Genomic DNA, 21,048 nt, shown 5'->3' with positions numbered 1-21,048 from the left:
TTAAACAATCACTTTATTCAACAATTCAATATAAATTTTGATGCCTTCTTCGATTTCATTCAAATATATGAATTCATCGGCCGAATGCGAGCGTGTGCTATCGCCCGGACCTAATTTTAAACTTGGGCAACTAAGTACCGCTTGATCTGATAATGTTGGCGATCCATAGGTTGTTCGCCCAATAGAAAGTCCTGCTTTTACTAAATCGTGATCTAGCGGAATGGATGAGGAATTCAGCCTCAAACTTCGTGGTATTATACTATCGCAGGGTGCATTGGCCACTAATAAATCGGCAATTTCTTGATTTGAATATTTATCGTTTACACGAACATCGATAACCAATTTTACATCGGCAGGAACTGCGTTGTGCTGTTGTCCTGCGTTAATTTGAGTTACCGTCATTTTTACGTCTCCCAAGGCTTTTGAGGTTTCTTTAAAACTAAAATCCCTAAACCATTTTAAAACGTCTATCGTATTGTAAATGGCATTATCGTTGTTAGGATGTGCGGCATGACTTGGTGTGCCTTTTACTACGGCATCAAAAACCACAAGGCCTTTTTCGGCAACGGCCAAATGCATTAAAGTGGGTTCGCCCACAATGGCGACATCCACTTTGGGAATAATGGACAACATGCTATTTAAACCATTTGGTCCGCTGCTTTCTTCTTCCGCGGAAGCGACAATAACCAAGTTGTATTTTAAGTTTTTTTGCGCATAAAAATGCGTGAACGTTGCAATTAAAGATACCAAACAACCACCGGCATCATTACTGCCCAAACCGTAGAGTTTACCATCTTCAACAATGGCTTTAAACGGGTCTTTGGTGTAGCCGTTATTGGGTTTTACGGTGTCGTGATGCGAGTTTAGCAATAGTGTAGGTTTGCTTTTATCGAAATACTTATTGATGGCCCAAACATTGTTTTTGGTGCGTGTGTAATCAATATTTTTAGTTTTGAACCAATCTTCAATTAGTGCAGCCGTTTGGTCTTCTTCTGATGAAAAAGATTCGGTTTCAATAAGATTTTTAAGAAGCTCTATCGCTTCGTTTGTTAGTTTTTCCATGGCACTTTTTAAGCTTGAATTGTAGTGTGTTTTGTGTTTAAACTGAAAAGCATTTCTGGTTTCCCGATGCAAACTTTATGCACGTTGTGTTTTATGGCGTGAAAGCAATTATTCAGTTTTGGCAGCATGCCATCTGCAATAATACCTTCGTTGATTAATGTTTTATAATTTTCGGAATTGATGTTTTCGATAACCGAATCATCGTCATTTACATTTTGCAACACGCCGTTTTTCTCAAAGCAATAATACAGTTCGGTTTTAAAAATTTTTGCGAAACCTATGGCCAATTCCGATGCAATAGTATCTGCATTGGTGTTGAAAAGCTGTCCGTTTTCATCGTGGGTAATGGCACAAAAAACGGGTGTTACTTGGTTGTTTAAAAGCACCTCTAAAGTGTTTGTATTTACCTTTAACACATCGCCAACAAATCCGTAATCAATATCCTTTACGGGGCGTTTTTCCGATACGATAGCGTTTCCATCGGCTCCAGAAAACCCAATGGCATTGCACTGATTTGCCTGTAATTTTGCGACTATATTTTTGTTGATTTTACCGGCGTAAACCATGGTAATAATGTCTAAAGTATCGGCATCCGTTATGCGACGGCCATTGGTCATTTTTACTTCAACACCCATTTGATTAGCCAATTTTGTTGCTAATTTTCCGCCACCATGCACCAATATTTTCGGCCCTTTAATTTTTGAGAAGCCTTCCAAAAAATGATGCAATGCCTGCTCGTCATCAATAATATTGCCACCTATTTTTATAACCTTTAGTGTTTGCATTTTTTTAATTTTCGTCAAGCTGAACTTGTTTCAGCTTCTCATTACTTTTTTATGTGATTCTGAAATAAATTCAGAATAACGGATTACTATAAATCTTCCAAAATACTCTTCAAAACCCATTGCGCCGCATAGGTTCGGTTATTTGCTTGCTGTATTACCAATGAGTTTTCACTATCTAAAACCGCATCTTCAACCACCACATTTCGCCTTACGGGTAAGCAATGCATAAATTTGGCATCGCCTAATTTTTCTTTGGTAATCATCCAATCCGAATCTATTTTTAACACCTTACCGTAATCGTTATACGAGCTCCAGTTTTTTGTATAAACAAAATCGGCATCTTTTAAAGCCTCTTCTTGATTGTAATTCACCAGCGTATTGTCTACGATTTCGGGATTCAAATCGTAACCTTTAGGATGGGTAATTACAAAATCGACATCCATATTTTGCATCGCATTAACAAAACTATTTGCAACGGCGTGCGGCAATGCTTTAATATGTGGCGCCCAACTTAACACCACTTTGGGTCTGTTGTTTTTTTTGTGTTCGGTTATGGTAATCGCATCGGTAAAACCTTGTAACGGGTGCGCTGTGGCACTTTCCATGTTTACTATAGGCACCATGGCGTATTTTGCAAACGATTTAAGCACCTGTTCGCTCTCATCTTTAACCTTATCTGTTAATGTTGGAAATGCCCTAACGGCAATAATATCGCAATATTGAGACACCACAGCTGCAGCTTCTTTTATATGCTCGGCAGTTGTGCCGTTCATAACACTGCCATCTTCAAACTCGATGCCCCAAGCGTCACCGGAAACATTCATCACTATAGGATTCATTCCCAAATTCAAAGCGGCTTTTTGAGTGCTTAACCGCGTGCGTAAACTGGAATTGAAGAATAACAATCCTAAAGTTTTGTGTTTTCCTAAGTCTGAAAACTCTAACGGATTTTTTTTAAGTTGAATGGCTTCCTCGATGGCTTTAGGGAAGTTTTTAATGTCTGAAATGTTGGTGTACTTTTTCATTTATAATACTTTTTTTAAAGCTTCAAAAAACACATCAACATGCTCTTTTTGAAGCGTTAAAGGCGGAAGAATTCTCAGTAAATTAAGATTTTTAGCGCTTCCTGTAAAAATATGGTGTTTAAAAATCAAATCTTTTCTTAGGGCGGCTATGGAAGAATCAAATTCCAGTCCCAACATCAACCCTCTTCCTTTTACGGCTTTTATTTGCGGAATGGTGTTGGCTTTTTCGATAAAATATTCCGAAACTGTTTTCGCATTCTCCATTAAACCTTCGCATCGCATCACTTTTAAAACGGCCAATGATGCGGCACAGGCTAAATGATTACCGCCAAAGGTTGTTCCCAACAAGCCGTAAGAGGCTTTTATGGACGGATGAATTAAAATACCGCCAATCGGGAACCCGTTACCCATACCTTTTGCCATCGAAATAATATCTGGCGTAATGCCGTGCTTTTGATAGGCAAAAAAATCGCCGGTTCGTCCAAATCCACATTGAATTTCATCGGCAATTAAAAGGGTATTATACTGTTTCGATAAGCGTTCCAATCCCTTTAAAAACTCGGTTGTAACTTCATCCAATCCGCCAATACCTTGAATGGTTTCAATAATAATGGCACAAACATCGTTTTTTGCCAAGGCCTTTTCAACGCCCTTTAAATTACCAAATTCGAAAAGCTCGACCTCTTGTTGCGCATTAATTGGGGCAATAATTTTAGCGTTATCGGTTGCTGCAACGGCTGCCGATGTACGTCCGTGAAAGCCATTTTTAAAAGCAATCACTTTAGATTTTCCTGTTTGAAACGAGGCTAATTTTAAAGCATTCTCGTTAGCTTCGGCACCAGAATTGCATAAAAACAATTGGTAATCCTTACAACCCGAAAGCGCTTCAATTGCTTCAGCTAATTCAACCTGTAACGGGTTTTGAATGGAGTTGCTGTAAAATCCAATGTTATTTAATTGATTGCTCAACGAACACACATATTCCGGATGCGAATGCCCTATGGATATCACGGCATGTCCGCCATAAAGGTCTAAATATTCAATCCCGTTTTCGTCGTAAACAAAAACGTCTTTTGCTTTAACGGGAGTAATATCAAACAACGGATAGACATCAAATAGACTCATAACTGTTCTGTTTTTATAGTGTTGATTTTATTAAACGAGGTTACCATACCTTGAATTAACGAGGAGCTCAATCCTTTGTGTTCCATTTCATTCAACCCTTCAATCGTACAGCCTTTTGGCGTGGTTACTTTATCAATTTCCTGTTCTGGGTGGTTGCCCGTTGCAATTAGTAAACTCGCCGCACCTTCGCAGGTATGCATAGCCAAATCTTGAGCCGTTTCGGCCTCAAAACCCAACTGAATGGCCGCTTGTGTAGTGGCTCTAATCAGTCGCATCCAAAAGGCAATACCGCTTGCACAAACCACGGTTGCCGCTTGCATTTGGTTTTCCGGAATCGCAATCGATGTGCCTAAACGGTTAAAAATGGCCTCGGCAATTTTAATGCGCTCCCCCCCTTTTTCGTTACTACATAAACAGGTTATCGATTTCCCAACGGCAATGGCCGTGTTTGGCATAGCGCGAATAATAAATTGGTCCGAACCAACAATAGCTTCCATTTTCGGAATTAAAAATCCGGTAATGGTCGAAATCAGCACATGTTTCTCAGTTAGCAAAGGTTTAATATCCCTTAAAATGGTTTCAAAATGCGCCGGTTGTACCGCAAAAATAATGATGTCCGATTGTTTAACCGCCTCAGCATTATCCGATGTTAAATACACATTTTGGTAGCCCTCAAATTCTTGAATAGCGTCCAAATTTCGTTTTGTTAAGTACAAAGTGGTAATCGCATTGCTCGTAATTAAACCCTTTGCAATCGATTTTCCTAAGTTCCCTGTTCCTATTATGGCTATTTTCATATTTATGTTTTTTTGCCACGAATTCACGAATATTTTTTAGACAACAAAGTCTTTAAATTAATGGCTTATTCTTATGATTTTTCATTTTCCAGACCTGTCAGGTTTTTAAAACCCGACAGGTCTAAGTTTATTTTAAAAGAAATTTGCTTTTAGTTGAATGCCTTCGGTTTCATCAAAACCAAACATTAAATTCATGTTTTGAACCGCTTGACCCGATGCGCCTTTTAATAAATTATCGGTACAGCTGGTAATCAGTAATTTATTGTCGTGTTTATGTAAATGGATTAAACATTTGTTGGTGTTTACCACTTGCTTTAAGTGCAACTCGTTATCCGACACAAAGGTGAATTTTGCATCTTTATAATAATCCTTGTAAAGCGCTTTTGCTTCCTCTAAACTGCCATTAAAATGGGTGTAAAGTGTAGCAAAAATACCTCTTGAAAAATTCCCACGATTGGGCATAAAAATAAGCTCTGACGAAAAATTATTTTGCAATTGCTTTACCGATTGGTTGATTTCCCCCAAATGCTGGTGCGTAAACGGTTTGTAATACGAAAAGTTATTATCACGCCATGTAAAATGTGTGGTTTTAGATAACGATGTTCCTGCGCCTGTGGCTCCCGTTACGGCGTTAATATGTACATCGTTTTGCAGCAATCCATTTTTGGCCAAAGGCAATAATGCCAATTGGATGGTGGTTGCAAAACAACCGGGATTGGCAATATATTCTGCCTTTTTAATGGCTTCTTTTTGCAATTCGGGCAAACCGTAAACAAATGTTTTTCCGTTAAAGACTTTATCTTTTTCCAATCTAAAATCATTACCTAAATCGATGATTTTTGTATGGTCTGAAAAAGTATTGTTTTCTAAAAACTTAACTGAATTTCCGTGGCCCAAACACAAAAACAAGACATCGACATTTGGATTGATGGTATCGGTAAATTTAAGCTCTAAATCGCCCACCAAATCTTGATGAACATCACTAATTTTATTCCCGGCATTCGATGTGCTATACACAAAATCAATCTCAGCTTTGCCGTGATGCATCAACAACCTAATCAATTCGCCTGCGGTGTATCCCGCGCCTCCAATAATTCCTACTTGTAACATAATTAATTATTTACTTGTTGATATATTTTATTCTGATTGCCTAAAATTTTAATAAACCCTTTGGCGTCATCGGCAGTCCACGCTTTGTTTTCCTCACCATAACTTCCAAATTTAGCAGACATTAAATCGTGTTTTGACACAATCCCGTATAAAGTAAAGTGATAGGGTTTTAAAGTGACCGTTACCTCGCCCGAAACCTTGTCCTGACTACTTTGCAAAAAGGCTTCAATGTTTCGCATTACAGGGTCTAAATATTGGCCTTCGTGCAAATGCATCCCGTAAAAACTAGACAAATATTCTTTGTGCTGCAATTGCCATTTGGTAAGCGTATGTTTTTCTAATAAATGGTGTGCTTTAATGGTAATTAACGCTGCTGCAGCCTCGAAACCAACGCGACCTTTAATACCAACAATCGTGTCTCCAACGTGGATATCTCTGCCAATGGCATAAGGCGATGCCAAATTATGCAACACTTCAATATTAATTTCAGGGTCGTTTTCTACACCGTTAACGGCTACCAATTCGCCTTGTAAAAAACTTAAGGTAACTTTTTCGTCCTTGGCATGTTTTAATTGCGACGGATACGCTTCTTCGGGTAATGGTTTTTCTGAGGTTAAAGTTTCTTCGCCACCAACGCTCGTGCCCCAAAGTCCTTTATTAACCGAGTATTTTGCTTTGTCCCAGGACATATCGATACCGTTACTTTTTAGGTACTCAATCTCTTCTTGTCGCGATAATTTTTGGTCTCTAATGGGTGTTATGATTTTAATATTTGGCGCCAATGTTTGAAAAATCATATCGAAACGCACTTGGTCGTTTCCTGCGCCCGTACTGCCGTGGGCAATATATTCGGCGCCGATACTTTTAGCGTACTCCACAATTTCAATGGCTTGAATAATACGTTCGGCACTTACCGATAATGGGTAAGTATTGTTTTTAAGTACATTGCCAAAAATTAAATACTTGACTACTTTTTGGTAAAACGTGGCAATGGCATCAATATTTTTATAGGTTGTAACGCCCATTTTATATGCGTTACTTTCAATGGTTTTTATTTCTTCTTGGGTAAATCCGCCCGTATTTACACTTACGGCATGTACGTCGTATTCTTTTGATAAACTTACCGCACAATACGAGGTGTCCAACCCGCCACTATATGCTATTACTAATTTTTTCATTTTAAATTATTTTATAATGTCCGCCTTTCGGCAACCGCCGTAGTTAAGCTTCGGCGTTAATTTATTTTTTATTCTTTTTTAAAAGCAAGGTTTCTTTAATCTTTTTTAATCGTTTAAAAGTCTTTTCCTTGACTCGTTTGGTTACCTTGTTTTTAGCTTTTTCCGGATCGTACAACATGCCCGTGCACAAACACAATTTCCTGTTGGTTCTTGTTAAAACATCGTAGTTTTTACAGGTTTGACAACCATCCCAAAACGATTGGTCGTCGGTTAATTCAGAAAACGGCACCGGTTTGTAACCTAAATCGCTATTCATTTTCATTACTGCCAATCCTGTGGTAATACTGAAAACTTTAGCCTCTGGGAATTTTTTTCTGGAATGCTCAAAGATTTTGTGTTTAATTTTCTTGGCTAAACCCGCGCCCCTATAATTTGGGTGCACAATCAAGCCCGAATTGGCAACATATTTGCCATGTCCCCATTTCTCAATATAGCAAAAACCCGCAAAGTTATTACCGTCTAAAGCAATAACGGCGTTACCGTTTTCCATTTTGGTCATAATATATTCAGGAGTTCGTCTGGCGATTCCCGTGCCTCTAACATTTGCGGACTCCGCAATGGTGTCGCATATTATTTGAGCGTAAATACTATGAGATTTATCAGCAATAATGACTTTCATTATTTTGATTTATTTGATTTGATTTTAAAATTATTTTGGTTTTTTGAAAAGCTGAACCGGACTCACCTAAGTTCAATAATTTATAGCATACCCTTACGGGCGACGTGGAAAGTTACGGCGTACAACGTTTCTATTATTTAAAGAAATAATTGTTTTTTGAAGTTGTAATGTGGAATTTGATATAAACATGATAAAAAATAAAATTAAACGTATACGGCTATTAAGGCTAAATAGAAGAATTAGCGGCGGCGGTTGCGCAAGCGCAAACTGGGGGAAAACGTACGTATTTTATTTTTCTTTGAATTCATTGGTGTAAAACTAAAAATTAAATTTTATTAATGGCTTAAAGTTTTATGTTTTTTAAAATAATTATGAAATTTTATTCAAATGATGCTTTTTGCTTTTAATTCTTCATTTGTAAGCGATTATATTTAAAATATCTTTTTTTATTGACTACAGTTTGAGTGTATAACAAAAATGGTTAGAATATGGGATGTCAGTCTGAGCGCAGTCGAAGACATTGAAAATATCTTATTTAATAGCATTTCGACTGCGCTCAATGTGACACTTTTAATTTTTATCATTTCCCATGGCTACAAGATATAATCAGTGCTTATAAAATTAGAGGCTTTTTTGTCTAACAATCCTTTTAAAATGGCATTGTTATAAGGGTTGTCTTTCGATGCCACAAAGGTTCTTATTGAAAACGAACGTAGCGCATCGTGCACACTTAATGTCCCGTAGGCCGAATCTTTTCTTCCGGTAAAAGGGTATACGTCGGGTCCGCGTTGGCAAGAACTATTCAAATTCACCCTACAAACTAAATTAACCAAAGTATCAATTAACGGCGAAAGTGTATCGATATCTTTACCGAACAAGCTCACTTGTTGGCCGTAATTAGACTCTGCCATATCATCTAAAGGAGTTTCAATATCGGTGAACGGTACAATAGGAATTACAGGGCCAAATTGCTCCTCTTTAAACACTCTCATAGTTTTTGATACTGGATATAATACCGCTGGAAAAATAAAATTATCAGATGTTTCGCCCCCTTTTTCATTAAGCTTTTTAGCTCCTTTTTCTAATGCATCATCAATTAATTCTTGGATATAACCTGGTTTTTCAACCTCTGGAAGCGGTGTTAATTTCGCGCCGGCTTCCCAAGGATTCCCAAATTTAAGGGCATCTACTTTTTCTGAAAAACGCTTGTTAAACGCATCCACTATAGATTCGTGAACGTACAGCACTTTTAAAGCCGTACAACGTTGCCCGTTAAACGATAGCGTTCCTGCAATGCATTCTTCAACAGTTAAATCCAAATCGGCATCGGGCAGCACAATGGCTGGGTTTTTCGCTTCCAAACCTAAAACCATACGCAATCTATTTCCTTTCGGGTGTTGCGCTTGCAATGCGTTGGCAGATTTACTGTTACCAATTAAAGCCAACACATCTATTTTTCCAGATTGCATTATGGGCGTTGCCAAAACACGACCGCGGCCATAAACTACATTTACCGCACCTTTTGGAAAGCTGTTTTGAAACGCTTCCAACAATGGGGAAATTAATAAAACACCAATTTTTGCCGGTTTAAAAATTACGGGGTTTCCCATAATTAAAGCCGGAATTAACAAAGTAAACGTTTCGTTAAGCGGATAATTATAAGGCCCCAAACACAACACGACACCTAAAGGGCCACGGCGAATGTGCGCATTAACACCTGAATTTTTTTCAAACTTTGCCGAGCTTCTATCTATTTGTTTATAAGCTTCAATGGTATCGTAAATATAATCGACGGTTCTATCAAATTCCTTTTCAGAATCCGGTAGATTTTTGCCTATTTCCCACATTAAAAGCTTAACCACTTCCTCGCGTTTGGTTTTCATTTGCTCCACAAACTTTTCCATGCACGCAATGCGATCTATCACCTTCATGGTTGGCCATAAACCTTGACCTTTATCGTAAGCTAAACAAGCAGAATTCAAAGCATCTAAAGCTTCCTTTTCGCCCAACTGCGGAATGGTGCCTAAAAGCGTTGGGCTATAGTTTTCTGTTGAAGAAATCGTGGAATAAACTTCTGCCGTATCGCCATGCCATTGTTTTAATTTGCCATCAACCAAATACGTTTTTTGATGTAAAAGGGATTCGATTTTATAGGCGTCCGGAATTTCTGAAAAAGTCGTTTTCATCTGTTTATGTTTTTTTGTTTTTCATCCGTCAGAGGTCATTTGCCAGTAAACATTTTTATTAGTTTTAAGAATGATTCATGGCTATTTTCAAGTCCAACTTTTAGTTTTAAACTACTGCTAAGATATTTATTTTTCAGCTTAAAGACTTTTAAAAACAAGGGTTTGTTTTAAGAAATACGATATTCTTAACAGTTTAATTACATGTTGGTAAAATATTTATGGCTCAAACGTTTTCGGCTGTTTATTTTATGGCAATCCGATTTATTAATAAAAGAACAATGAAAGATATTCAGTGATTTTAACAAAAAACTTCTTTTAATTCAAAAAAGCGTGGCAATTAATTATAAATACTTATATTTTTATAAAATTAAACACGCTATAAAAACCAACCATGAAAATAAAAAAAATATTAGTTGCCAATAGAAGTGAAATTGCCATTAGGGTTTTAAGAGCCTGTAGCGAAATAAACGTGGATACGGTTGCCATTTACACTTACGAAGACCGCTACTCGCAACATCGATACAAAGCCGATGAATCGTATCAAATTGGAGAGAACAACCAACCTTTAAAGCCGTATTTGGATATTGATGCCATCATCCGATTGGCAAAATCAAAAAACGTTGATGCCATTCATCCGGGTTATGGTTTTTTATCCGAAAACTCAACATTTGCGAGAAGATGTGCCGAAAACGGCATTGTTTTTATTGGTCCAAACCCTGAAGTTATGGATGCTTTGGGCGACAAAATTATGGCTAAAAAAATAGCGGTAAAATGCAATGTTCCTATTATTGAAAGCAATAAAAAGAAATTATCCTCTTTAAAAATCGCTTTGTCGGAAGCCGAAACCATTGGTTATCCGTTAATGCTAAAAGCTGCTTCGGGCGGTGGTGGTCGCGGTATGCGAATTGTTAGAACTGCAGAAGATTTAGAGCAGAATTTTGATTCAGCAAAAAACGAAGCCTTAAACGCTTTTGGTGATGATACCATGTTTTTGGAAAAATATGTTGAAGACCCAAAGCACATTGAAGTGCAAATAGTTGCCGATAACCATGGTAATATTCGCCATTTATTTGAGCGTGATTGCTCGGTGCAGCGTCGCCATCAAAAAGTAGTCGAGGTCGCGCCCTCGTTTGGGTTACCGGAGCGGGTAAAACAAGAGCTATACAATTACGCCGTTACTATTGCCCGAGAAGTGAGCTATAATAATATTGGCACCGTTGAGTTTTTATTGGATAAAAACCATAACATTTATTTTATTGAAGTTAACCCACGAATACAAGTGGAGCACACCGTTACCGAAATGGTAACCGGCATCGATTTGGTAAAAACCCAAATATTCGTGGCAGGTGGCTATAAATTATCCGACAAACAAATTAAGATATTTGACCAAGAAAGTCTATCTACAAATGGTTTTGCGTTGCAATGTCGACTTACAACCGAGGACCCTGAAAATAATTTCACCCCAGATTACGGCACGATTTCAACCTACCGCAGTGCCTCTGGCATGGGTATTCGTTTGGATGCGGGGAGCATTTACCAATCATACAGTGTAAGTCCGTTTTTCGATTCCATGCTCGTAAAAGTTTCAGCGCAGGGCAGAACTTTAGATGGTGCGGTTAGAAAAATGACACGCGCTTTAAGGGAGTTCCGTATTCGTGGTGTAAAAACCAATATTCATTTTCTTCAAAACGTAATTCAGCACAAAACCTTTAAAGCCGGTAAAGCTTCCGTTAATTTTATTCAAAATACACCGGCTTTATTTAAAATAAAATTACCGCAGGATCGTACCACAAAAATCACTCAATATTTGGGCGATGTTACCGTAAACGGAAACCCAGATGTGAAGTTTACCGATGCCTCAAAAGTGTTTAGAGACCCCAAAGTGCCAAAATTCAATCATATTGATGCATACCCAAAAGGCACCAAAAACCTGTTGACCGAATTGGGTCCTGAAAAATTTTGCGAATGGTTAAAAAACGACACTAAAATCCATTATACCGATACCACCATGCGCGATGCGCACCAATCGCTATTGGCAACCCGAATGCGGACTTACGACATGCTGAAGGTGACCGAAAGTTTTGCGAAAAACCACCCAAACACCTTTAGTATGGAAGTTTGGGGAGGCGCCACTTTTGATGTGTGTTTACGGTTTTTACACGAAAACCCATGGGGCCGACTAAGAGAACTTCGTGCCGCAGCCCCAAACATTTTATTGCAAATGCTGCTTCGGGGTTCAAATGGTGTAGGCTACAAAGCTTATCCTGACAATTTAATTGAAGCTTTTGTTGAAATGGCATGGGGAAATGGGGTTGATGTTTTCAGGATTTTCGATTCACTCAATTGGGTTACCGCCATGGAGCCCAGTATATCTTATGTGCGTAAAAAAACAGACGGTATAGCCCAAGCTGCAATAAGTTATACAGGTGATATTTTAAACCCCAAACAAACCAAATACGACTTAAAATATTACATGCAACTCGCCAAGGATTTAGAAAATGCCGGCGCCCACATGATTGCCATTAAAGATATGGCGGGCTTATTAAAACCTTATGCCGTAACAGAGTTGGTCGCCGCTTTAAAAGACACCGTTAATTTGCCCATTCAATTACATACGCACGACACCTCATCTTTACAAACAGCCACCTATTTAAAAGCCATTGAAGCGGGTGTTGATGTGGTTGATGTTGCCCTTGGCGGATTATCGGGGTTAACCTCGCAACCCAATTTTAACGCCATTGTTGAAATGATGAGATATGAAAAACGAGCCCATCATTTTGATATGGGAACGCTTAATCAATTTTCAAATTTCTGGGAAGATACCCGCGAACTATACTATCCGTTTGAATCTGGTTTAAAATCTGGAACTGCCGAGGTTTTTCAGCATGAAATCCCTGGTGGACAATATTCAAATTTACGTCCGCAAGCTACAGCTTTAGGATTGGCAGACCGGTTTGATGATGTTAAGAAAATGTACGGAGAGGTAAATACCATGTTTGGCGATTTAATAAAAGTCACCCCTAGCTCTAAAGTGGTTGGTGACATGGCTATTTTTATGGTGACAAATAATTTAACCCCCGAAGAAGTTATGGCGCGCGGGCATGAAATTTCGTTCCCGGAATCCGTTATAAATTTCTTTAAGGGCGATTTAGGGCAGCCTGTTGGTGGCTTTCCCAAAAAACTTCAAAAGATTATTCTAAAAGACAAAAAACCTTATAAAGACAGGCCTAACGCCCATTTAAAACCCATAGATTTTGATACGGAATTTAAGGCATTCGCAAAAAAATTCCAAAAAGGGTTTACACGACCCATCGAGTTCGAAGACTTTTTGTCGTACTGCTTATATCCCAAGGTTTTTGAAGAAGCACATAACAAATACAAGCGCTACGGCAGCTTAAGCCGACTCCCAACTAAAAGCTTCTTTTATGGCTTAACCAGCGGCGAAGAAATATTGGTTACGCTGCAACCGGGTAAAACCCTTATTGTAAAACTTCTCTCGGTAAGCGAACCCAATGAAGATGGCATCAGACTCGTGTTTTTTAGAGTGAATGGGGAAAACAGATATGTTGAGGTTCACGATAATAAATTAAACATCGTAAAACAGGAAAATAAAAAGATAGACCCTGAAAACGCAAATGAAATAGGTGCGCCCTTACAAGGTTCGTTATACAAAGTTTTGGTTAAAAAAGGTCAGGAAGTTAAAGAAAACGAACCGCTATTTATTATTGAAGCCATGAAAATGGAAACCACCATTGTTGCATCTCATGCAGGTAAAATAAAATCGATAACTTTAAATTCTGGCACCATGGTTAAACAAGATGATTTGGTTCTTACTATGGAGTAATTCAAATTAATACTATATTTACCTAAAATTTTTATTAAACATGAAAAAAGCAATTTTAGCATTATCTATCGGACTCATAATTCTAGCTTGTAAAGGAGAGAAAAAAAGTGAAAAATTAGAATCAAACACAGAAAACAATACAGTAAACAACGAATGGATTCATCTTTTTGATGGCTCCAGTTTAGATGGGTGGCGAGCTTACAATGGAGATTCTTTGCCCCCGGGCTGGGTTATAAAAGATGGTGAATTGACTTTTGATACCGAAATACGTACAGAAGCCAATCGTAAAGGTGGCAAAGACATTATTTATGCTGCGGAAGAATTCGATAATTTTGAACTGTATTGGGAATGGAAGATTCCTGAAGGCGGAAATAGCGGTGTAATGTATCATATACAAGAAGGCGATTGGCCACCGTACGAAGTGGCTCCAGAATATCAAATGTTAGATGATTTAAAATGGGAAGAAATCAATGATGCTACCTTAGAAGAATGGCAGAAAACAGGAGCTGACTATGCCATGTATGTACCGGATTTAAGTCAAAAAATAGTTAAACCAGCTATGGAATGGAACACTTCCCGCATCATTTTCACAACAGAAAAAGTAGAACATTGGCTAAATGGCAAAAAACTGCTTGAATTTGTGCCCTGGTCTGAAGATTGGGAAAGTCGAAAAAAAGAAGGTAAATGGAAAGATTTTCCAAAATATGGTACTTTTAAGTCTGGCTACATTGCTATTCAAGACCACGATAGCCCCTTATGGTTACGAAACATAAAAATTAAAAAATTATAACTGAACATACACGAAAATGAATAAAAGAGACTTTTTAAAAAAGAGCGGATTAGGCGTGGCAGGTTTGGCCATTGCACCTACGTTATTAATGAGTGCTGCCAAAACTAAAAATGGCCGTCTTAGAACCGCACATATTGGCGTTGGCAACATGGGACTGGCCGACCTTAAAGATACCGCTTCGCATCCTTTGGTTGATGTTACCGCATTATGTGATGTTGATTCAAATTTTCTTAACGAAGCCAAAAAACTTTACCCGAACGCAAAAACGTTTTCAGATTATAGGGTTATGCTAAAGGAGATGGAAGACGAAATTGATGCCGTAATTGTTTCAACTCCAGACCACACCCACGCTCCAGCTTCTATGCTTGCCATGAACATGAATAAACCCGTGTATTGCCAAAAACCATTGACGCACCACGTCTCTGAAGCTCGTGCGATGAGCCAGCTCGCCAAAGAGAAAAACTTGGTGACACAAATGGGTATTCAAGTACATTCTTTTTATGATTATAAATTGGCGACTTTATTAATCCAATCCGGGATAATAGGAAAAGTACATACTGTACATGCTTGGTCGCCAAAAAACTGGGGATACGATGGTCCGGCACCTGAAGGCAACGACCCCATTCCCGACACTTTAGATTGGAATTTATGGTTAGGCACATCGGCTAAACGCTCCTACAAAGAAGGGGTTTATCACCCAGGAAATTGGCGTAAATTAATGGATTACGGCTGTGGGACTTTAGGCGATATGGGTGTTCATATTTTTGATACGCCGTACAACGCTCTTGAACTCGACGTCCCTAAAACCATAAAAAACGAATGCCGTGAACCCAACGGTTTCGGTTTTCCGGAAAAAAACACGGTAACCTATGTATTTCCTAAAACAAAGTACACTACCGAGACCTTAAAATGGATTTGGTACGACGGCCCAGGAGCGCCAAAAGAACATGAAGATTTAATATTACCGGGCGCAAAAAAAGAGACTTCTTCAGCGACAAAAGACAAAAGTTTAGAAGACAAAATGTCCCTTGATACCAAAGTTGCTTCAGAAGGTGTTTTACCCGAACAAGGCGCCATGTTTGTTGGCGAAAAAGGACGCTTGCTTTTACCTCATTTTATGCAATTACCACAAAAAATTGTAAACGGGGAGTATGTTGATATATCCTCGGAAATTGAAGCGGTTGAAAAAGCAAACAATATGGGCAAACCTATACGCAATTATGCTTCCGAAGGGCCAAAACATTACCATCAGTTTGTTGATGCCTGCCTAGGAAAAGATGAATGTACGGCGCCGTTTTCGTATGCCTCAAAATTAACAGAAACCATTCTTTTAGGTGTTATTGCGGGTCGTTTTCCTAATCAAACACTGCATTGGGATAGTGAAAATGCAAAGTTTTCTGAGGAAAAAGCCAATCAGTATTTAGATGGGGATTATCGTGAATTTTAAAATGTCAACATTTAAACTATACTTTTTAATTTGTGCCTTAACAATAGGCTTTGGTAACTATGATGTATGTGCGCAAGCATTTAGCGATGAATGGATAGCCCTTTTTAACGGTAAAGATTTAACGGGTTGGAAACAGCTAAACGGTACGGCAAAATACCGTGTTGAAAACGGAGAAATAATAGGAACCACCAAAACCAAAATCCCAAATAGTTTTTTAGCTACTGAAAAAAATTATAGCGATTTTATTTTGGAATTTGAGGTTTTAGTCGATCCAACAATTAATTCCGGTGTACAATTTAGGTCCAACAGTATTGAAGCGTATAACAACGGAAGGGTTCATGGCTATCAATTCGAGTTGGACCCCAGCGATCGTGCTTTTAGTGGCGGCATTTACGACGAAGGCAGAAGAGGCTGGTTGTACCCATTATCCTTAAACCAAAAAGGCCGAAAGGCTTTTAAAAATGGGATATGGAACCACTGTAGAATTGAGGCCATTGGCAAGTCTGTTAAAACTTGGATAAATGGTGTACCATGTTCAAACTTGGTGGACGATTTAACACCTTCAGGTTTCATTGCATTGCAGGTTCACGGTATCGGCACCAATGAAAATCTTGCCGGAAAAGAAATTAAATGGAGGAATATTAGAATTAAAACAAATAACTTAAATGAGGCGCGTTTGCCCTCGAATCCAGAAGTTAAGGAAATGAGTTATTTGGTAAACACGCTAACCCAAAACGAAATAGATAAAGGTTGGCGTTTGCTTTGGGACGGTAAAACCAACAAAGGTTGGCGTGGCGCAAAACTGGATCATTTCCCAGAATCTGGGTGGGAAATTAAGAATGGTGAATTAGCTATTTTGGCTACGGACGGAGGCGAATCGACAGGTCCCGGAGACCTGGTTACCGAAAAACAATTCAGCAGTTTTGAGTTAGAACTAGAATTCAAAATTACTGAAGGTGCGAATAGTGGCATTAAATATTTCGTCGATGCCCAACTTAATAAAGAAACGGGGTCTGCCATTGGCTGTGAATTTCAAATTTTAGATGATAAAAACCATCCCGATGCAAAAGCGGGTATAAATGGAAACAGAACCCTTGGGTCGCTATACGATTTAATTAAAGCAGAAAACCTCTCGATACCAGAAAGAAATAAGACATTTAAAGGTGTTGGCAGCTGGAACAAAGCACGAATAATCGTTAAAGGCTCGCATGTAGAGCATTGGTTAAACAATGAAAAAGTGATTGAATACGATAGGCATTCACAAATGTTTAAAACCCTTGTAGCTTATAGCAAATTCAATAAATGGGAGGGGTTTGGGCAATGGCAAGGTGGTCATATTTTATTGCAAGACCATGGCGATACCGTGTATTTTAGAAGCATCAAAATCAGGGAATTTTAGTCAATCGATAACACATTTACCCATAAAAATCTTTTAATTTTTTGAATAATAAAAAATCAGTTTTAGGCATCTTATCAACTATTGCGCTTGCGCTTATTATGGCAGGATGCAACACCGTTTCGTATGATGAGCCCATCATATCATTGGACAATTACCATATTGAACCAGGTTTTAAGCTTGATGTTATAGCCTCAGAACCTTTTATTGAAGCCCCCGTAGCCATGGACTTTGACAACAAAGGTAGAATGTGGGTGGTTGAAATGAAAGGCTATATGCAAAATTTAGAAGATAGTGGTGCCGACATGCCAAACGGCACTATTTCTATTTTGGAGGATTTAGACAATGACGGAATCACCGACCATTCAAAGGTGTTTATTGATGGGCTTATACTTCCAAGAGCTATTGCCCATGTTTATGGCGGTTTATTGTATGCCGAACCACCAAATCTGTGGTTTGTAAATATAAAAAATGACAAGCCTGTTAATAAGGTCTTAGTGGATTCTTTATATGCCGATGGCGGAAATGTTGAGCATCAACCCAATGGATTAATGATGCACATTGATAATTGGATTTACAATGCCAAATCGAATTTTCGTTATCAAATGAAAAATGGGAAGTGGATTAAAGAACCCACCTCGTTTAGAGGGCAATGGGGAATAACCAAAGATAATTTTGGAAGACTGTATTACAACAACAACTCCACACAATTAATAGGCGATTATGTGCTACCCAATACCGTGATAAAAAACCCTTATTACAAACCAAATGCAACGTTAAACAAAACCTTAACCCCAGACCAGCGCGTGTATCCCTTGCATGCAACCTCTGTGAATAGAGGCTATCAAAAAGGGGTATTAGATAAAGATAGTATTTTGGTTAATGTTACTTCGGCCTGTGGCCCCTTGGTTTATCGAGGTGGTCAGTTCCCAGAAAATTATTTTGAAAACGCCTTTGTTTGTGCTCCAGAAGCTAATCTTGTGAAGCGTAATATCTTAACCTTTTCAGATTATAAAATAACCGCTAATCAAGCCATTCCAGAGAAAGAATTTATAGCCTCTACTGATGAAGGATTTCGGCCCGTAAATCTATTTAACGGTCCCGATGGCCATATGTATATAGTAGACATGCACCGCGGAATCATACAGGACAAAGCCTTTTTAACCCCTTATTTACAAAAACATTATGCCGACAAAAAGCTTGACACGATTATAGGCATGGGACGCATACTAAAGGTAAGCCACCAAAACAGCACTTTTAAAGAAACCATTAAAATTGAAGAATTAAAAAGCAAAGCACTAGTTGATTTACTTAAAAATTCCAATGGATGGTTAAGAGACCGCGCACAACAATTGCTTGTATTTAAAAACGACAAAAAGACCATACCTCTTATAAAAGAAATAACTGCGGATATAGCGAATCCCATTTCTCAAATACATGCCATACATACTTTAAATGGGCTGCAGGCTCTCGATTACAATATATTGGAAAACATATTGTATTCAAACAGTGACAGTGCCGTTATAAATCATGCTTTAACATTGTTAGAACAATTTGCTTCGGCTGATAACTTGGTTTCAACTGAAAAAATAATAAGCCATTTGCTTCAAAAAAACGATAAAGAAATCGATTTGTATATAGCAAGCACTTTAGGGGAATGGATCCCGTTTTCAACCGAAACGTTTTTTCCTTTATTTATGGAATTATCACACAAATATAAAACCGAAAAAGCATATCAAGAAGGTATCATAAATAGTTTAAGAAGTGTTGAGGAAGATTTTCTTATGTTTTTAAATCAGCTTGAAAAAGATTCTTCCGAGACTATGTTATTCGATTTATTAACTCAAACCATAAACAATAAAAACAAAGATGTAAAAAATGCCATATTTACCGAAACAACGGTGGGCACCGATGCCCGAACAGCTGGATATAAGCTTTATAAAAACACATGTGCTGCGTGCCATGGAATAAACGGTAATGGCGTTGATGGACTTGCGCCGCCTTTAAAAGATTCGGAGTACGTAACAGAATCAGCCGAAAGATTGGCATTAATTATTTTACATGGTTTATCGGGTCCTATCCACGTTAACGGCAAGTTATATGATTTAAATGCAACGATGCCCGGTTTAGCTGGAAATCCAGAATTCACCGATAAAGATTTACAAGATATTATTAGTTATTTAAACAATGCCTTTGCCAAAAAGCCCAATAACATCAGTATTGAAAAAATAAAATCCTTACGAGAAATAAAGCCAAAAGATGGAGGCACTTTTAGTGAAAAGGAATTGCTCGAATTAAAGTACTGATTTGTTTACGATGCATGTTTACACCAAAAACTGAAACAAATCGGGTTTGTTATTCAAGTAATCGCCGTAAAAATTTTGCGCTTTCATTTTAGTGATTAACGGCTCTAAATCTGATGACGATTTTAACTCAATTCCAACCACGGCAGACCCGTTTTCACGATTGGTTTTTTTAGCATATTGAAAATAGGTAATATCGTCGTTTTCGCCCAAAATATCAACTACAAATTCTTTTAAAGCTCCGGCACGTTGCGGAAATTTAATGATGAAATAATGCTTTAAATTGGCATAAAGCAAAGCGCGCTCCTTAATTTCAGAGGTTCGTGTAATATCGTTATTGCTTCCACTTACAACGCAAACTACGTGCTTGCCTTTTATTTCTTCGGCATAAAAATCCAACGCCGATATACTTAAAGCACCCGCAGGTTCCACTACAATGGCATCTCTGTTGTACAAGTCTAAAATAGACTGACAAACCTTACCCTCTGGAATGCTAATCATATCATCGAGATTCTGTTTACATATCGGGAAAGTTAAATCGCCAACGCGTTTAACCGCAGCACCGTCAATGAATTTTTCAATGCTTTCTAAAGTGGTGTTTTTATTGTTTTTGATTGAAACCGACATAGATGGCGCGCCTTTAGGCTCAACACCAATAATTTTGGTTTTTGGAGACAGTTGCTTAAAAACCGTTGATAAACCTGCAGCTAATCCGCCACCGCCAACGGCTATAAACACATAATCGATAGGTTCTGTAGCCTGCTCTAAAATCTCCAATGCTATGGTGGCCTGTCCTTCAATAACCTTTTTATCGTTAAAAGGATGAATAAAGGTTTTGTGCAATTGTTCACATTCGGCAATGGCCAATTGATTGGCATCATCAAATGTGTCGCCTTCCAAAACAATAGAAACATATGCCCCACCAAACATTTTAACCTGTTCTACTTTCTGCTTTGGCGTTGGTGCAGGCATAAAAATTGTGCCCTTGATTTTTAATAGTTTACAAGATAGCGCAACACCCTGAGCATGATTTCCGGCGCTGGCACAAACCACGCCTTTTTCAGCTTCTTCTTTTGACAATGCACTTATTTTATTATAAGCCCCTCTAATTTTATACGAACGGACTTGTTGCAAATCTTCGCGTTTAAAATAAACTTGTGCATTATGCGTATCGGAATATCTAAAACTAAGGCTTAAAGGCGTAACTGCCGATACGTTTTTAATGGTATCGGCAGCTAGCTTTATATCATTAAGATTAGGAAAATATATGGTTTTCTCCTTATTCATTAATTGTATTTTAAAAATACCTACAAGGTTTTTG

General features: G+C 38.2%; 15 protein-coding genes. 5 read left to right on the top strand and 10 right to left on the bottom strand.

All coding sequences use genetic code 11. The features are described from left to right. From ACN5J7_RS02390 to ACN5J7_RS02350, 9 genes are all read right to left on the bottom strand, one after another. Window positions 1-1,062 (bottom strand): M20 family metallo-hydrolase, encoded by a 1,062-nt coding sequence (locus ACN5J7_RS02390; RefSeq protein WP_311939144.1) that lies wholly within the window; start codon window positions 1,060-1,062, stop codon window positions 1-3. Between the two features lie 8 nt (window positions 1,063-1,070). Beyond that, a complete protein-coding gene (gene argB, locus ACN5J7_RS02385; RefSeq protein WP_311939142.1) occupies window positions 1,071-1,847 on the bottom strand; it encodes an acetylglutamate kinase in 777 nt (258 codons plus the stop codon). A gap of 86 nt (window positions 1,848-1,933) precedes the next feature. Continuing rightward, window positions 1,934-2,872 (bottom strand): N-acetylornithine carbamoyltransferase, encoded by a 939-nt coding sequence (locus ACN5J7_RS02380; protein WP_418602518.1) that lies wholly within the window; start codon window positions 2,870-2,872, stop codon window positions 1,934-1,936. Next, entirely contained in the window at window positions 2,873-3,997 is a 1,125-nt protein-coding gene (locus tag ACN5J7_RS02375; RefSeq protein WP_311939138.1) for an aspartate aminotransferase family protein, read from the bottom strand. It lies immediately after the preceding gene. Then, window positions 3,994-4,794 carry a pyrroline-5-carboxylate reductase gene (gene proC, locus ACN5J7_RS02370; protein WP_418602517.1) on the bottom strand — a complete coding sequence of 267 codons (801 nt, stop codon included), beginning with the start codon at window positions 4,792-4,794 and terminating at the stop codon, window positions 3,994-3,996. The genes ACN5J7_RS02375 and proC overlap by 4 nt, the downstream gene beginning before the upstream one ends. Before the next feature lie 132 nt (window positions 4,795-4,926). Further along, complete coding sequence (argC, locus tag ACN5J7_RS02365) at window positions 4,927-5,904, bottom strand: N-acetyl-gamma-glutamyl-phosphate reductase (RefSeq protein WP_418602515.1); 978 nt, start codon at window positions 5,902-5,904, stop codon at window positions 4,927-4,929. Between the two features lie 2 nt (window positions 5,905-5,906). Further along, on the bottom strand, window positions 5,907-7,082 hold the full coding sequence (locus ACN5J7_RS02360) for an argininosuccinate synthase (protein WP_418602514.1): 1,176 nt from the start codon (window positions 7,080-7,082) through the stop codon (window positions 5,907-5,909). Between the two features lie 61 nt (window positions 7,083-7,143). Further along, window positions 7,144-7,761, bottom strand: coding sequence for a GNAT family N-acetyltransferase (locus ACN5J7_RS02355; protein ID WP_418602512.1), 618 nt, complete (start codon window positions 7,759-7,761; stop codon window positions 7,144-7,146). A gap of 593 nt (window positions 7,762-8,354) precedes the next feature. Further along, window positions 8,355-9,947 carry an NADP-dependent glyceraldehyde-3-phosphate dehydrogenase gene (locus ACN5J7_RS02350; RefSeq protein WP_418602511.1) on the bottom strand — a complete coding sequence of 531 codons (1,593 nt, stop codon included), beginning with the start codon at window positions 9,945-9,947 and terminating at the stop codon, window positions 8,355-8,357. 391 nt (window positions 9,948-10,338) lie between these two features. Between ACN5J7_RS02350 and ACN5J7_RS02345 the strand changes: the two genes are divergently transcribed. From ACN5J7_RS02345 to ACN5J7_RS02325, 5 genes are read left to right on the top strand one after another with little or no spacing between them, the layout of a single operon-like run. Beyond that, window positions 10,339-13,791, top strand: a complete 3,453-nt coding sequence (locus tag ACN5J7_RS02345; protein WP_418602510.1) for a pyruvate carboxylase — start codon at window positions 10,339-10,341, stop codon at window positions 13,789-13,791. Window positions 13,792-13,831: 40 nt separating this feature from the next. Further along, window positions 13,832-14,581, top strand: coding sequence for a 3-keto-disaccharide hydrolase (locus ACN5J7_RS02340; RefSeq protein ID WP_418602508.1), 750 nt, complete (start codon window positions 13,832-13,834; stop codon window positions 14,579-14,581). A gap of 16 nt (window positions 14,582-14,597) precedes the next feature. Further along, window positions 14,598-16,028, top strand: a complete 1,431-nt coding sequence (locus tag ACN5J7_RS02335) for a Gfo/Idh/MocA family protein (RefSeq protein ID WP_418602507.1) — start codon at window positions 14,598-14,600, stop codon at window positions 16,026-16,028. 1 nt (window position 16,029) lies between these two features. After that, the gene (locus tag ACN5J7_RS02330) at window positions 16,030-17,427 is read left to right on the top strand and encodes a DUF1080 domain-containing protein (protein WP_311939121.1); all 1,398 of its coding nucleotides are present in this window, start codon (window positions 16,030-16,032) and stop codon (window positions 17,425-17,427) included. A 41-nt stretch (window positions 17,428-17,468) separates the two neighbouring features. Then, complete coding sequence (locus ACN5J7_RS02325; protein ID WP_418602506.1) at window positions 17,469-19,730, top strand: DUF7133 domain-containing protein; 2,262 nt, start codon at window positions 17,469-17,471, stop codon at window positions 19,728-19,730. Window positions 19,731-19,748: 18 nt separating this feature from the next. Here the strand turns inward: ACN5J7_RS02325 and ilvA are convergent, their stop codons facing one another. Then, window positions 19,749-21,014 carry a threonine ammonia-lyase IlvA gene (ilvA, locus tag ACN5J7_RS02320; protein ID WP_418602505.1) on the bottom strand — a complete coding sequence of 422 codons (1,266 nt, stop codon included), beginning with the start codon at window positions 21,012-21,014 and terminating at the stop codon, window positions 19,749-19,751. Window positions 21,015-21,048 lie beyond the last annotated feature (34 nt).

Source organism: Hwangdonia sp., assembly GCF_048381975.1.
In the GTDB taxonomy this organism is placed as follows: domain Bacteria; phylum Bacteroidota; class Bacteroidia; order Flavobacteriales; family Flavobacteriaceae; genus Hwangdonia; species Hwangdonia seohaensis.
This window is presented reverse-complemented; position numbering and strand designations above follow the sequence as displayed.